General features: G+C 66.7%; 6 protein-coding genes and 1 pseudogene. 6 read left to right on the forward strand and 1 reads right to left on the reverse strand.

The features are described from left to right. Window positions 1-229 precede the first annotated feature (229 nt). The 4 genes and pseudogenes from rsgA to ACIGO6_RS11685 form a co-directional block, all read left to right on the forward strand. A pseudogene (gene rsgA, locus ACIGO6_RS11670) lies at window positions 230-679 on the forward strand (GTPase RsgA); the annotation flags it as partial. A 76-nt stretch (window positions 680-755) separates the two neighbouring features. Then, the gene (locus ACIGO6_RS11675; RefSeq protein WP_399874564.1) at window positions 756-1,898 is read left to right on the forward strand and encodes a recombinase family protein; all 1,143 of its coding nucleotides are present in this window, start codon (window positions 756-758) and stop codon (window positions 1,896-1,898) included. Continuing rightward, window positions 1,868-2,344, forward strand: coding sequence for a hypothetical protein (locus ACIGO6_RS11680; RefSeq protein WP_399874565.1), 477 nt, complete (start codon window positions 1,868-1,870; stop codon window positions 2,342-2,344). The genes ACIGO6_RS11675 and ACIGO6_RS11680 overlap by 31 nt, the downstream gene beginning before the upstream one ends. A 13-nt stretch (window positions 2,345-2,357) precedes the next feature. Then, complete coding sequence (locus ACIGO6_RS11685; RefSeq protein WP_399874567.1) at window positions 2,358-2,576, forward strand: hypothetical protein; 219 nt, start codon at window positions 2,358-2,360, stop codon at window positions 2,574-2,576. Window positions 2,577-2,728: 152 nt separating this feature from the next. Here the strand turns inward: ACIGO6_RS11685 and ACIGO6_RS11690 are convergent, their stop codons facing one another. Beyond that, entirely contained in the window at window positions 2,729-3,703 is a 975-nt protein-coding gene (locus tag ACIGO6_RS11690) for a bifunctional DNA primase/polymerase (protein ID WP_399874568.1), read from the reverse strand. On the opposite strand from ACIGO6_RS11690, the gene ACIGO6_RS11695 reads away from it, so the two are divergent. Both ACIGO6_RS11695 and ACIGO6_RS11700 read left to right on the forward strand, forming a co-directional pair. After that, the gene (locus tag ACIGO6_RS11695; RefSeq protein ID WP_399874570.1) at window positions 3,661-7,809 is read left to right on the forward strand and encodes a LamG-like jellyroll fold domain-containing protein; all 4,149 of its coding nucleotides are present in this window, start codon (window positions 3,661-3,663) and stop codon (window positions 7,807-7,809) included. The genes ACIGO6_RS11690 and ACIGO6_RS11695 overlap by 43 nt on opposite strands. A gap of 196 nt (window positions 7,810-8,005) precedes the next feature. After that, complete coding sequence (locus ACIGO6_RS11700) at window positions 8,006-14,479, forward strand: RHS repeat domain-containing protein (protein ID WP_399874897.1); 6,474 nt, start codon at window positions 8,006-8,008, stop codon at window positions 14,477-14,479. Window positions 14,480-15,201 lie beyond the last annotated feature (722 nt).

The raw sequence follows: 15,201 nt of genomic DNA on the forward strand, positions 1-15,201 counted from the left end.
GGTGGTCCCCCCCGGGGCGGGGCTAGGGTGCTGCTCGGCCGTTCCCGAGGGGAGGGGCGGTGTCGGTTTGCTGAGAAGAAGCAGGAGGTGAGGACGTTGATGACGGTCACGGTGACGGGCACGGCCCGCATTCAGGAGTTCATCGTTCCCACCCCTGTGGTCTCCGGCTGACACCACTCGACTTGCGCGCGGAGCGCGCCGCCGGGGCCACCCTTCGAAGGGTCCCCCCTTGTTCAACGCTTCATCCCACACGCCTTCCCTTTCCGGCGCTCAGCAGGTCCTCGCCGCCTACGGCTGGGACGAGGGCTGGGAAACCGAGTTCGCCTCCTTCGCCGAGCAGGGTCTCCTGCCCGGCCGCGTGGTCCGGGTCGACCGCGGGCAGTGCGATGTCGTCACCGCCGACGGCGTCGTGCGGGCCGACACCGCGTTCGTCACCCCGCACGACCCCCTGCGCGTGGTCTGCACCGGCGACTGGGTCGCCGTCGAACCGTACGGCAACCCGCGCTACGTACGGTCGTGTCTGCCGCGCCGTACCGCCTTCGTGCGCTCCACCCCCTCCAAGCGGTCCGAGGGGCAGATCCTCGCGGCCAACGTCGACCACGCCGTCGTCGCCGTCTCCCTCGCCGTCGAGCTCGACCTCGCCCGCATCGAGCGGTTCCTCGCGCTCGCCTGGGAGAGCGCCTAGAAGTACACAGCAGCCCTCACCTGCACGGATGCCGTTTGGAGCGGCCGGATTCGTGATGTAGGAGGGCATTATGGCGAAGAAAGTGGCAGAGGAGTTCCGGGACGGTTCCCCCGAGGAACTGGCGGGGAAGGGACCGGAGGACCTTGTCGACCTCTACCTCCGCCGCAGCAAGAAGAGGGAGACGGTCGAGACCCTCAAGCAGCATGCTCGCGACCTGCGACGTGAAATGGACCGGCAAGGACTCATCGTCCGTAAGGTCTGGCTGGAGCAGCGGAGCGCCTCCAAGCAGCACGTACGGCGAGAGAAGCTCGAAGGCGCGATGGCCGCTGTGATGGCCGGTGAGATCAAGACGCTCGCCGTGTGGAAGACGGACCGCTTCGACCGACGAGGCATGGCTGCCATCGGTACGGCCCTGGACGAATTCGACCGCCGCCGGGCGCGGCTCTTCGTGCTCCAGGAGAGCCTGGACTCCAGCCAGCCGGGCGCCCGCATCGTCTTCGCGATCCTGGCCGAGCGCGCCCGCGAGGAGATCAAGGACCTCACCCTTCGGGTGACGACCGGAAAGAACGCGGCACGCACCGCCGGACGGTGGCCGGGTGGGCGCACCCCGTACGGCGTCCGCTCCCCCAGGGGATCGGGACGCATCGAACCGGACCCGACCGAGTACCCGCACGCCCGTCGTATCGCGGACGAGCTGCTGACCGGGAAATCCGCGATGCGCGTGGCCCACGATCTGGAACGGGACGGCATCAGGACACGGGACGGTGCCCGCTGGGACGCGCGCGCGATCACACGCATGGTGCGCTCGACGGCGTGGGCCGGCCTGCTGCCCACCAAGGACTGGCTGCACGACGAACACGGTCAGCCCCTCGACGTCTGGGTACCCTCGTCCGAACCTGCGCGGGATGGCGAAGGCAACCCGGTAGTGATCGGCGGTGGTGTCGTCAGTCCGGGGGAGCGGCTCCGGATTCTCGCGCTGATCGAAGCTCGGGTCACCAAGATGGGTGGGGGCTCGCGGGGAAAACGTCCGCACACCACGTTCCTCGGCGGGATCTTCTCCTGCCCATACTGCAAGAAGGGCATGACCGGCAGCGGCGGCGACCGCGGTCGCATGTACCGGTGCGCACCCGATCGGTGCACGGCAAGGACGCGTGCCCCGGCGTGGTGGTTCGAGCAGAGCGCATGGACGCGGCGGTCGAGGCGATGTGGCTGAGCCACGTCTCGGCCCTCGAACACGGGTCCCCCGGCCTCGACGCCATTGTCCGACGCTGGGCGGTCCTCCACGACGTGGAGAGGGAAGCCCGTCGCAAGGAGGTCATGGCGGGCCTCGACGCGGCGAAGGCACGCCGAGACAAACTGGAGCACGACTTCTACGTCGAAGGAACGCTGTCCGAAGACCGGTTCAAGACGCTGGCGGCCGAGCAGTCGGCGGCAATCGAAGCCCTTGACCTCGAAGCCGGCGAGCTCGCGCGGGAGGCAGATCTCTCGGTCTTCTTCGCGGACGGCGAGGCACTCGCGGACGCGTGGGCGGAGTCGACGCTCATGGATCGGCGCATGCTTCTGGGATGCGTCTTGACGTCGCTGACGATCAGCCCCGCTCGCTTCCCCGGGGACCGCACGCCGATCGTCGACAGGATCGTGCCGCAGTGGGTTGGTTGATGCACTCCTAAAAATGGCCGCCGGCCGGGGCGCCCTGAGGGAGGGCTGCATCACACACTCGGACCGCGGAGCGGAATACACCTCATGTGAATACCGCTCCGCTATAGAGGAGTTGGGGATCCGGCAGAGTGTGGGTAGAACGGGCTCCTGCTGCGATAACGCCGCAGCTGAGAGCTTCTTCGGCCTCCTGAAGGCAAAGATCGGGACCACTGTCTGGGAGTCCCACGACTAGGCCCGTGCCGATGTCTTCCACTTCATCGAGGTCGAGTACAACCGCACCTGCCTGCGGAAACACCCCGTCTACGGAGACGTCACCCCGGTCGAAACCCGGGCCCTGACGGCACAAGCTCTCACCCCCGCAACGTAACCACCCGCGGTCCATGCTCAGGGGGGAACTTCAGGTCTTCTCATATCCTTTCCTTCCTCTGCTGGTTTCGGTAAGCCGACGTGATGGTGGACTCGGCTTGCCGTTGCCCGCCGCGCCCGTTGCTGTCCGTGTATGCGGCGCCCAACTGGTCGATGGCGTCGTCTATGGGAATGCCGTCGGAGCATGCGGCGCGGGCCGCCCGGAACAGTGTCGAATTCAGGTCGCCGTCGGGGGCGTTGCGCACCGTGTCGATGAGGCCGGAAATGGTGCCGCCGCGTCCGGGCTGCGCGAACAGCGGCCGGGGCGGAGCGGGTTTCTCGCGGCACAGTTCGACCAGCCAGGGCCGGGGCGTTGCGGACGGGTGCCGCGTTCTCTGCGATGTACCGGCCTTTCGAGGTGACCGCGCCGGCCGCGAGGACGTAGCCGCTTTGTTCGCCGCCGTTGCCGCGTACGTCAAGGAGCCCTTTCACCGGCGAGGCCTGCGAGGCTTTCAGCCCGGCCGGCCACCGGTAGTAGACGTGCAGCCCGAATGAGCCGGTCTGCACCCGGTAGGTGTTGTTGAGTTCGTCCCAGTCGCCGCTGTACCGCTGGCGCATTTCGCGCAGCGCGTATTCGTCCTTGGCGATGTCGCAGTCGACGACCAGCAGGCCGGACGGCGCGCAGGCGATGGCCGGGTTGGCGGCGGGTGAGTGTGTCCAGGCCGCGATGACGCGGTCCATGTCGCGGGTGGCCCACTCCCCCCCCGCCGGGTCTGGTAGGGCTTGTCGGGCTGCACGAGGTGCGGCTGCTTGTCGATGACGGCGCCGGACTGCGGGCACCTGGTCCCTGCCGGATTGCACGGGAAGATCGTGAAGCCTTGTTGCAGGGCAGTGGTCGCGTAGGCGATGTGGTTCAACGGGCTTCACCAACTCACTGAGCTTCAGGGGAAGATGCGGTATCGCTGTGGGGCATGAGTGAGCCGTCGACAAGTTCCGAGTCACCAGCGTGGCCACACTGCGGCCAGGGCAGAACGCCGGCGGACCCGATCGGCTGCTGCGGCATCCACGTCCCCGGCAACACCGCGTGCCTCGCCCACCTGGCCGTCGCCGACCGCGACGCCTACCTGGCAGGCCTGACCCCCGGCACCGACATCGACCACCGCGGCACCCCCTTCACCGAACCCCTTCTCGACTCGCTTCTCGACGCCCTCCGTGACCCCGCCACCGGCCACGCACGCCTCGGCACCGCCAAGTTCAGGTCGGCGATCTTCGAGGGCGACGCCGCGTTCGAGTCAGCAACCTTCCAGGGGGTCGCCCAGTTCGGTACAGCAACCTTTCAGGAGGTCGCCCAGTTCCGTTCCGCGACCTTCAATGGCGGCGCCGACTTCAGGTCGGCGACCTTCCATGACGCCGAGTTCACGTGGGCGACGTTTCATGGCGGCACCGAGTTCGGCTCAGCGACCTTCCATGACGGCGCCGAGTTCGTGGAGGCGACCTTCCATGGCGGCGCCCGGTTCGGGTCAGCCACCTTCCGAGGCGGCGCCGATTTCAGAATGGCAACGTTCGAGAGCATCGCCCAATTCGGGTCAGCAACCTTTCAGGACGACGCCGTGTTCAGGAGGGCAACCTTCCTGCGTGACGCCCAGTTTGAATCAGTAACTTTCCAGCGCGACGCCCGGTTCGAGTCGGCGGTATTCGAGCAATGGGTCAGCCTAGGGCCGCTGGTGTGCGCTGGACGGGTGGGATTGTCCGGGGCGGTGTTCAACGGGCCAGCGACCCTCTCGTTCGCCGCGCGCCGTCTGGAGTGCCGACGGACCCGCTGGTTGTCCACGGCCGAGATGCGGCTGCGCTACGCCAGCGTGGACTTCGCCCATGCGGTCTTCGAGTATCCCCTCACCATTGCTGCGGAGGCCGGCCCCTTCGTGCTTCCCGACGGACGAGAGATGGCGGAACAGGCCCTCGTCGGTGCCCCTGACGCCGCGGTGGCGAAGGCTCCGGAGCTCGCGACCATCAAGATGGCTGTCTCAGCCAGCGGTCTGGACATCGCCCCGACGGCCAACGGCGGGTTCGTCGCACGCGACGGAGACGGCACCCCGGTCTTCGAGAGCCCGGCGGGGCGGATGTGGGACTCGGCCGGCGACACCCCAGCTGCCGCTACGCCAGGCGCCGGCCCACAGCTGATGCGAACGGCTGCTTCGGCGGAGGATGAGCCGGAGCCGGCCGGCGTTCCGCTCCCCGAGGCCCAGGGCGAGCCTGCCCCCTCCGAGGCTCCCGGCAGCGGGGACGCATCGGCCCAGCTCCCGCTCAAGGTCACCGACACGGCTCTGGAGATCCGGCCCGATCCGGCCCTGCTCCAAGGTGAGGACACTGTCTTCCCGCTCTACATCGACCCGCCGACCAAGGGCATCACGCTGGGTGACTGGACGGCGCTGTCGTCGGACGGTGACAAGTTCTGGGAGTTCAAGGGGGACAAGGGGGTGGGCCGCTGTTCCAACTACGGCGGCTACCTCTGCTCCAGCACGCCCTACACCCAGCGCATGTACTTCGAGTACCCGCTGTCGTCGATCCACGGCAAGAAGATCCTGGACGCGACGTTCGAGGTGTACCAGGTGTGGACGTTCACGTGTGATCCGCGCTGGTACGACCTGAGTCACGTCACTACGGGCATCACCTCCAGCACGACCTGGTCGTCGCGGCCTGCAGCAGACGACCTGATGGGCGACCGGCAGGTGTCCAATGGCCGGGGTGACCTGTGCAGCCCGTCGCAGCCCGCGAACTGGGTGCGCTTCAGCGACAACACAGGTGAGGAGACGAACGAGAACCTGACGACGACCCTCGCGTCGCATGCAGCGAAGAAGGCCGCGCAGATCACCTTCTCGCTCACCGCGCACGACGAGTCCAACGCCGCCTCCTGGGCTCGTTTCCGCAACGACGCGAAGCTGTCGGTCAGCTACATCTCCTATCCGAGCGCACCGACCCCCTACGGTGTCCAGCAGGGCACCACCGGCAGGGCCTGCAATGCCTCCACGCTGCCTTTTGCCACCAGTGACACGACACCGAAGATGCTGGCCACGGTGCAGTCGGTCGACGGCTCCAACGCCCAGTTGCGCGCCATGTTCGAAGTGTGGAAGGCCGACGGCTCCAGCCGTGCCTGGTATGCAGCCTCCCCGAACGCTGCGTGGGTGGCCGACAACGCGGTCCGTGACGCAACAACCAGCACATTGGCCGCTCAAACCGACTACCGGATGCGGGTCAAGACACAGGCGTATTACAAGACGGACCGGGGTGCCACCGGCGTACTGGACTCGGCCTGGTCGTCCTGGTGCTACTTCCGGGTCGACACCGATTCACCGCCGTCTCCTCTGGTGACCAGCGCGGACGGCCTCTACAAGCCGGCCGAGACCGACCCGGCCGCAGGCGGCGTGGGCACCGCAGGCAAATTCACCTTCACCCCCGCGGACACCAACCCCAACACGGCCGGCATCCAGTCGGACGTCGTCAGCTACAAGTGGAAGCTGAACAGTGGCGCGGTCTCCGCCCCGATCAGCGTGGCCAAGGGAACGGCGACCACCCAGACGATCACGCCGAACCAGGCCGGTGAGAACACCATCCAGGTCTGGGGCTACGACGCTGCAGGACACAGCTCCCTCACCGGCTACTACAGCTTCCTGGTTAAGGGTGCCGAGACGCCTTCGGGTAGCTGGCACCTGGACAACACGCTCACCGACTCCACCACCGCCACCCAGCACCCGCTGACCTCCTCGGGGGCATCCTGGGACGCCCGGGCACGCAGCGGCATTGGTGCGGCGAGGTTCAACGGCACGAGCGCCTACCTCTCCACCTCCGGTGCGGTCCTGGACACCACCAAGTCCTTCACCGTCTCGGCCTGGGCACGCCTGGAGAAGAAGGACGTCAACTACACCGTCCTGTCCCAGGCGGGAACGAACGCCTCCGGGTTCCAGCTCTACTACTCCACCTACTCCAACGCCTGGATCTTCAACCGTCACCAGACGGACGTCGTCGACCCTGTGATCATCCGTTCGTACGGCACTAAGCCTCCGGTTTTGAACGCCTGGACTCACCTGGCCGGCGTCTACAACGCGGCCGCGAACACCATCCAGCTCTTCGTCAACGGCGTCCCGCAGGGCAACCCGGTGCCCTTCACGGGTACCCCATGGAAGGCATCCGGCAGCCTGCAGGTCGGACGGCTCTGGTACCGGACGACCGGGGCGGAGAACTTCGCCGGAAGCATCGACGAAGTGAAGGTCTGGTCCCGAGCGCTCGCGGACACGGAGATCACCCATGAAGCATGGCTGGAGGACGAGGACCTGAGCGACGGCACCGCCGGCGACCCGGTCCCGGCGCTCGTCGCCAAGTGGGACGCCACGGACATGGCCAATGCGACCGGCACCACCGTCAAGGACACCAGCGGCTTCGGCCGCGACCTCACCCTCAACGGTGCCGCGCTCACCCAGTTCACCACCGGCGACCCGGAGATCGGCGAAGAGGTCACGACCACACAGACGATGACCCTCAACGGCACCAGCGCGTACGCCACCGCCACCGGGCCGGTCGTGGACGACTCCGGATCGTTCACCGCGACCGCATGGCTGACACTGGACCCCGCCAAGCTCGCCGACACCACCAAGGCCTACGCGGTCCAGGTGTTCGGCCAGTCAGGGACGAGCCAGTCCTCCTGGGGCGTCTGGTATGAGCAGCCCGCTGGCAGCACCCAGGGGCGGTGGACCTTCGGTCGGCCCGACAAGGACGGCACCGGAGCCGCCTGGACCCAGAGTTCGTCCAACGCTTTCACCACAGCTCAGCTGGGTGTCCCGGTCATGCTGACCGTTGTCTACGACGCCCAAGCTGCGGCTGATCCCGATGACACCTCGAAGCTGGGTGCGCTCAAGCTCTACGTCGACAGCGCCCTGATGGGTGACGAGGGCGGCATGTCGTTCTCGACGCCCTGGCAGGGGGCCGGGGCGTTCGAGATAGGGCGGGCGAAGATCAACGGTGCTGCCGCACGCTACTTCCCCGGGAAGATCGACAGCGTCCGCGTCTGGGCCGGAGCCACCTCAACCGACATGATCGCCAACCGGTACAACACCGAGCAGCAGTAGAAGCGACACGGGGCAGGGCGGGTTTCCCTAACCGCCCTGCCCCGTGTCGCGCTCATCCGCACGTGTGCGGACGCACAACTGCGTTCAGCGTCCTTGGATGCCGACACCGTCATCCGAGTGCTTCCTGCCCATTCCTGAGAACCGGGACATCACCGTGTCTTCATCACCATCCCGCAGACGTTGGCCAGAGGCGGTCATACGCCACTGGCTCGGCCGTGGCGCACTCGTCGCCACTCTCGCCCTCCTGCCCCAAGTCGTTATCCCGTCGGGTTACGACTTCACCGCACACGCCCAGTCCGAGGCCCGTAAGAAGCTGGAGGACCGGCCCGAAGCGAAGATCGACAAGGTAGGCGTACTCAAGCCGGGTACGTCCAAGGCCCCCAAGGACAAGGCCGCTCCAGCTTCCCGCGACACGCGTGCACGGCTCGAGAAGGCCGTCTGGCCCAAGGCAGGGAAGGCCACTACCGAGGTCGCTGCCACGGGTGCAGCCGGGCTCACCATCGGCGGGCTCGGCATCAAGCTGGCCCAGGAACCCGCTGCCCCGGCAGCCGGGGCGCCGAAGACCAGGACTCCGAAGAGCCTGCCCGGTGCGAAGGCCACCGGCCCGGCTGAGAAGGTGTCCCTCAACGTCCACCCGCAGGAGGCCGCAGAGAAGGCGGGCGTCAACGGCGTCCTGCTGACCGTCGACCCGGCCGGCACCGCGAAGACGTCCACCGACGACACCGACAAGCTCCGAGTCTCCCTTGACTACTCCACCTTCAAAGACGTCTACGGCGGCAACTTCGGCCCGCGACTGCGCCTGGTGACACTGCCTGCGTGTGCGCTGACCACTCCGGAAAAGAAGTCCTGCCGCACCCAGAGCCCCGTAGAGGGTGCGGACAATGACACCGCGTCCCAGTCCCTGACCGGCACCCTTTCAGCCCGCACCCTGGCAGCCGGCACCCCGTTGCTGCTGGCGGCTGCCGCCGATATCTCAGGAGGCGGAGGCGACTACAGCGCCACTCCGCTCTCCCCGACCGCCACCTGGGAGGCCGGCGGCAGCACGGGCGACTTCACCTGGAACTACCCACTGCGCGTACCGCCGGCCACGGCCGGGCCGGCTCCCAACCTGTCCATCTCCTACAACTCGGCCTCGGTGGACGGCCGCACGGCTGGAGAGAACAACCAGACCTCCGTGGTCGGTGAGGGCTTCTCGCTCACCGAGTCCTACATCGAGCGCAAGTACGCATCCTGCAAGGACGACGGCCAGGCGGGCAAGGGCGACCTGTGCTGGAAGTACGCCAACGCCACCCTGGTCCTCAACGGCAAGGCCGTCGAGCTGGTCAACACCTGCGCCGACAAGGCTGCCTGCGACACGGCGGCCCTGTCCGAGGCTTCCGGCGGCTCGTGGAAGGTGAAGAACGAGGACGGCACCCGCGTCGAGCACCTGACCGGCGCCACTGGCAACGGCGACAACAACACGGAGTATTGGAAGGTCACGGACGCATCAGGCACCCAGTACTTCTTCGGCAAGCACCGCATGCCGGGCTGGAGCGACAAGGGTACGACCGGCACTACCGACGACGATCCGGGCACCAACTCCGTGTGGACCGTCCCCGTCTTCGGCGACGACACTGGTGAGCCCTGCTACAAGTCCACCGGCTTCGCCGACTCCTCCTGTAACCAGGCATGGCGCTGGAACCTCGACTATGTCGTGGACACCCACGACAACGCGTCCACCTACTGGTATACCCGGGAGTACAACTACTACTCCAAAAATGCTGATACCGCCGTCAACGGAACCATCTACACCCGCGGCGGGCACCTCGACCGCATCGACTACGGCCAGCGCAGCGACCTCATCTACACCAAGCCCGCCGCACAGCAGGTTCGCTTCACCTACGCCGAGCGCTGCGTCACCTCGGGAGGCTGCGGCAGTCTGACGAAGGACACCAAGGCCAACTGGCCCGACGTGCCCTTCGACATGATCTGCGCGGCCAACACCAAGTGCACCACCCAGATCGGACCGGCGTTCTTCACCCGCAAGCGCCTCACCGACATCACCACCTCCGTGTGGACCGGCACCGGCACCACCCGGCGCGACGTCGACACCTGGCACCTGGAACAGAACTTCCCCGACACCGGCGACGCCTCCTCGCCGAGCCTGTGGCTGAAGTCGATTCAGAACACCGGCAAGGCCAACTCCACGGCGGCCGCCCTGCCGGCCATCGTCTTCGGCGGTATCCAGACGCCCAACCACGTCGAAGGCAGCGGCCCGGACAACCTCCGCTACATCAAGTGGCGGGTACGCACGATCAAGTCCGAGACAGGCTCGACCACCACCGTCAACTACTCCGATCCGGACTGCATCTGGGGCTCCAGCATGCCCGGCTCGGTCGACAAGAACACCCGCCGCTGTTTCCCTGTCAAGTGGTCACAGTCCGGTGCAGCCCCGGTCACCGACTGGTTCCACAAGTACGTGGTTACATCCGTCTTCCAGGAGGACCCCTACGGGCACGGAGACACCGGAGAGAAGTACTACGACTACCAGGGTGGCGCCGGCTGGGCATATGCCGACGACGAGGGCCTGACCAAACCGTCCAACCGTACCTGGTCGCAGTGGCGCGGTTATGGCAAGGTCGTGGAGACCTCCGGCGACTCCGAGGGGCCACGCTCCAAGAAGTCCACCCTCTACATGCGCGGCCTGAACGGCGAAAAGGAACTCGACGGAACCGCGCGGGTGGAGAAGGTCACTGACTCCTCCGGTACTGCCATCGACGACTCCCGCCAGTACGCCGGCTTCGTTCGCGAGACCATCGTCTACAACGGCACCGACGAGGTGAGCGGCACCATCAACACCCCTTGGTCCCACAAGACCGGCAGCCACACCTACAACTGGGGTACCACCGACTCCTGGATCGTGCAGCCCGGCGAGACCACCACCCGGACCAAGACGTCCACCGGCACCCGCACGGTCAAGCAGAAGACCACCTATGACACCACGTACGGCATGCCGATGACCGTTGAGGACAGCGGAGACGCCGCCAAGACCGGCGACGAGACGTGCACGCGGACGAGCTACGCACGCAACACGAGGGACTGGCTGGTGAACATGGTCAGCCGCGTCGAGGTCTACTCCGTCCCCTGCACGACCATCCCGTCGGTCCCCGACGACGTCGTCTCCGACGCCACCACGGCCTACGACAGCCAGGCACTCGGGGTAGCGCCCACCAAGGGCGACATTACCGCCACGTACCGGGTTGCGAGCCACAACGCTGTGGACAAGACCCCCGTCTACCAGAAGGTCTCCGGGGCCACGTACGACAAGCTGGGCCGCCCGCTCACTGAGACCAACGCCCTGAACCGCACGGTCAAGACCACCTACGTACCCGACGACACCGGCTACGGCCCGCTGACGTCCAAGACCAGCACTGATCCGAAGGCCTACAGCTCCACTACAGAGGTGGACCCGGCCTGGGGCACGGCCACCAAGACCACCGACGCCAACGGCAACGTCACCGAGTGGTCACTGGACGCGCTCGGCCGACTTCGCTCGGTCTGGAAGCCGGATCGTTCCCGCTCGCTCGGTGACGCCGCGACGATCGTCTACGCGTACAGCATCAACAACGACAAGGAGACCTGGGTACGCACCGACGCCCTGGCAGCCGACGGAAAGACGTACAACAGCTCGTACGAGATCTTCGACAGCCTTCTGAGGTCCCGTCAGAAGCAGGTGCCCGCGCCGAACGGCGGCCGGGTGATCTCAGAAACGCTCTACGACGACCGGGGCCTGGCGTACACCGCCAACGAGCAGGTTCACGACAACCTCGCTCCCTCGGGCACCCTGGCCAACACCTACCCCGGCTCCGTCCCCGCCTCCACCGAGACGGTCTACGACGCCGCTGGCCGCGCCACCGAGTCCATCTTCCGGGTCTACGACCAGGAGAAGTGGCGCACCAAGACCGAGTACCAGGGCGACCGCACCGCCGTCACCGCCGCCGCAGGCGGCACAGGCACCCTAAGCATCACCGACGCCCGCGGCCGGATCGTCGAGCGCCGTGAGTACGGCGGCCCCGTCCCGACCGGCACGGACTACACTCGCACCCTCTTCGAGCACGACCCCTCCGGCCGACTGACGAAAATGACGGGGCCGGACAATGCCGTCTGGTCGTACGGCTACGACCTGCGCGGCCGCAAGACCAGGTCCACCGACCCGGACAAGGGCACCGTCACCACCACCTTCAACGACGCCGACCAGCCGGTGACCACCACCACGACCCTGGAGCAGGTCAGCCGCACACTGGTCACCGACTACGACGAGCTCGGCCGCAAGATCGGCACCTGGGACGGAGTGAAGGACAACGCCCACCAGCTCACCAAGTTCACCTATGACTCCCTAGCCAAGGGTCAGGTGACCGCGGCAATCCGGTACGTCGGCGGCACCGCTGGCAAAATCTACTCCCAGGTCGTCACCGGCTACGACAGCCTCGGCCGCCCCAAGGGCACCAAGACAGTCATCGCCGCCAGCGACCCGCTGGTCGCCGCCGGGGCGCCACAGACCTTCACCACCTCCACCGTCTACAACATCGACGGCACCGTGCAGTCCACGTCGATGCCCGCGGTGGCCGGCCTGCCCGCCGAGACGGTCACCAACAGCTACAACGGCCTCGGCATGCTCACAGGCACCGACGGCATGACCGACTACGTCCAGAACATCGGGTACTCCCCGTACGGTGAGATCGAGGAAACCCGCCTCGGCACGTCAACCAGTGCCAAGCAGCTTCAGATCCTCAATCGCTACGAGGACGGCACCCGCCGCCTGTCCAACATGCACACGGTCGACCAGACCAACGCCGGCTACACCAGCGACGTCGACTACGTCTACGACGCCACCGGCAACGTCAAGTCGGTCACGGACAACGCCAAGGGCAAGGACACCCAGTGCTTCGCCTACGACGGGTACCGTCGCCTGACCGAGGCCTGGACCCCGTCGTCCAACGACTGCGCCACCGCCCGCTCGGCGACCGCGCTCGGCGGCCCGGCCCCGTATTGGACAAGCTGGACCTACAAGCCCGGCGGTCTGCGCAACACCCAGGTCGAGCACAAGGCCACCGGTAATACCACGACGGTGTACGGCTACCCGGTCGTCAACGCCAACGGCGGCGGCCAGCCGCACACCCTGACCTCGCTAGCGGTCAATGGCGGCACGGCCAAGCCACTGACATACGACGAGCAGGGCAACACCACCAAGCGGTACGGCACCACTGGTGTCGCGCAGAGCCTCACCTGGGACATCGAGGGAGAGCTGGTTCGCCTCACGGAGGGCACGAAGACCACCGACTACCTTTACGACGCAAACGGCGATCTCCTGATCCGCCGCGGCCCCGGCAAAACCGTCCTCTACCTGGCCGGTCAGGAGCTCCACTACGACACGGCTGCCAACAAGTTCACCGCCCAGCGCTACTACGCGGCCGGTGACGTCACCGCCGTGCGCACGGAGACCAGCCTGGCCTGGATGGTCGACGACCACCATGGCACTGCCTCGCTGGCCATCGACGCCACCACCCAGGCCGTCACCCGTCGCTACACCAAGCCTTTCGGCGAGACCCGCGGCGCGACACCCTCGGTGTGGCCCGACGACAAGGGCTTCCTTGGCAAACCTGTCGACTCCGGGACCGGACTGATCCACGTCGGTGCCCGTGAGTACGACCCCTCCACGGGACGGTTCCTCTCGGTCGACCCGGTGCTGGTCCCCGAGGACCACGAGTCCATGAACGGCTATGCCTACGCCAACAACACCCCCGTCACCAAGGCCGACCCCACCGGCCTGCGGCCCATCACGGACTGCGAGCGCGGATGCAGCGACGGCAAGGGCGGCACGTACCGGGACTACATGACGATGGGCCCGAACGGCACGTGGGTCTACCATTCCACGAAGACCTACACGACCAAGGTTCCTGGCACGTCCAGCACGTATATCAGCGCGTCGGTGACCACCCGCGCCGGCCGGACGACCTCGGTCGACGTCGCGGTGTTCAAGAAGCCGACCTTCAAGAAGGGACCGAACCCCGAGCCGGAGCGCAAGGCGGGCAAGAAGGGCGAGGCCATGGACCTCTCCGCCCAGGAACTGGTCATGCTGTGGGCGAAGGGGGGACCATCCGAGGTTACGCTTCCGCCGGACGGTGAGTTCGTCCGCCAACTGCGCACGGAGGACCACTTCCGGTCCTTCATCCGCAAGATGCAGGGCATGATCAAGGACGGCGTTTACCACACGGGCAAGGAGTCGTTCGATAAGTCCCACGCGGAGCGCAGCGATGGTGAGAAGATCTGGGAGGGCCTCACAGACCTCACTGGGTTCCTCACCGAGGGAATCTACGGCGCCAGCCCCGCGAGCATGGCTCTCGGTTCCTACAACCTCGACTACCAACTGCTGGGCGTCGCGTGTGAACCACCCAGGACCGACTCGGAGTGGGACAACGGCGCGCTGGTTGGCCGAGTGGACGTGACGGTGTCCAACACCATGTCGGTGGCCTCGGCCACGCGCAGCCTCTCGGACGATGGGTACAAGAACGGAAGCTCCAACCCGGCCATGAAGGCGGGCTCAGACGTCGCCAAGCAGATCTGGCCCGACGGCCAGAAGGACATCACCGTGAAGATCCACTGGATCGAGGAAATCTATGTGCCGTACTAGGAGAAGTCGGCGGCTTCTCTTCGCCGTCGCCGTCTCCACAGTCCTTGCCGTCGGTGTGTCGGGGTGTGGAAGTGAGGAAGAGCAGCCCGTTCCCAAGGAAAGTCAGATCGTCGGCCTGTGGACAAATCCCGGAGGGGATTGGATCGACTTCGAGAAGGATGGGACGGGTACTCTTTCCGCCGGGGTGCAACTCCAGCTGAACTCGCTGGTGAAGGAATCCGAAACCAAGGAAGTGTGTGAGTTCTCCTGGGGGGTGGACACTGTTCCCGCAGGGGGCAGTAAGTGGGTTTCCCTGACCTTCAAGGAAGGACAGTGTGGGTCCCTGGGGAGCTCAGGACTCAACTACTATTACCGGGATCCCTCCGGTGAACTGCTCCTGGCGAATCCTGTGGAATCCCCGAAACCTGAGGAAATCTACGCGCGAGCGAAGGTGACCGGGTAAGGAAGGGGCGGCTTCGGACTGGTGAGTGAGGAGGTGGGGGGGGGGGGGGGCGCCCCCCCCCCCCCCCCCCCCCCCGGCGGGGGCCCCGGGGGGGGGGGGGGGGGGGGGGGGGGGGGCCCCGCCCCCCCCCCCCCACCTCCTCACTCACCTGACGGCGGCAGGGACCCTTGTGTGATGAGGATCGGTCCGGTTCGTCGGTTTCGCGTACAACCGGGGCCGGTTTTCAGTCCACCATCGATGCCTTCGAGCACATCCAGTCGCGCAGGGCCTGTTGTAGAGG

It is taken from the genome of Streptomyces sp. NPDC053750, from assembly GCF_044544295.1.
Classification (GTDB): Bacteria; Actinomycetota; Actinomycetes; order Streptomycetales; family Streptomycetaceae; genus Streptomyces.

What these genes read in the sequence shown, in the direction of transcription:
- ACIGO6_RS11675 (WP_399874564.1), top strand. Translation starts at nt 756, where the DNA reads ATGGCGAAGAAAGTGGCAGAGGAGTTCCGGGACGGTTCCCCCGAGGAA.
- ACIGO6_RS11680 (WP_399874565.1), top strand. Translation starts at nt 1,868, where the DNA reads ATGGACGCGGCGGTCGAGGCGATGTGGCTGAGCCACGTCTCGGCCCTC.
- ACIGO6_RS11685 (WP_399874567.1), top strand. Translation starts at nt 2,358, where the DNA reads ATGGCCGCCGGCCGGGGCGCCCTGAGGGAGGGCTGCATCACACACTCG.
- ACIGO6_RS11695 (WP_399874570.1), top strand. Translation starts at nt 3,661, where the DNA reads ATGAGTGAGCCGTCGACAAGTTCCGAGTCACCAGCGTGGCCACACTGC.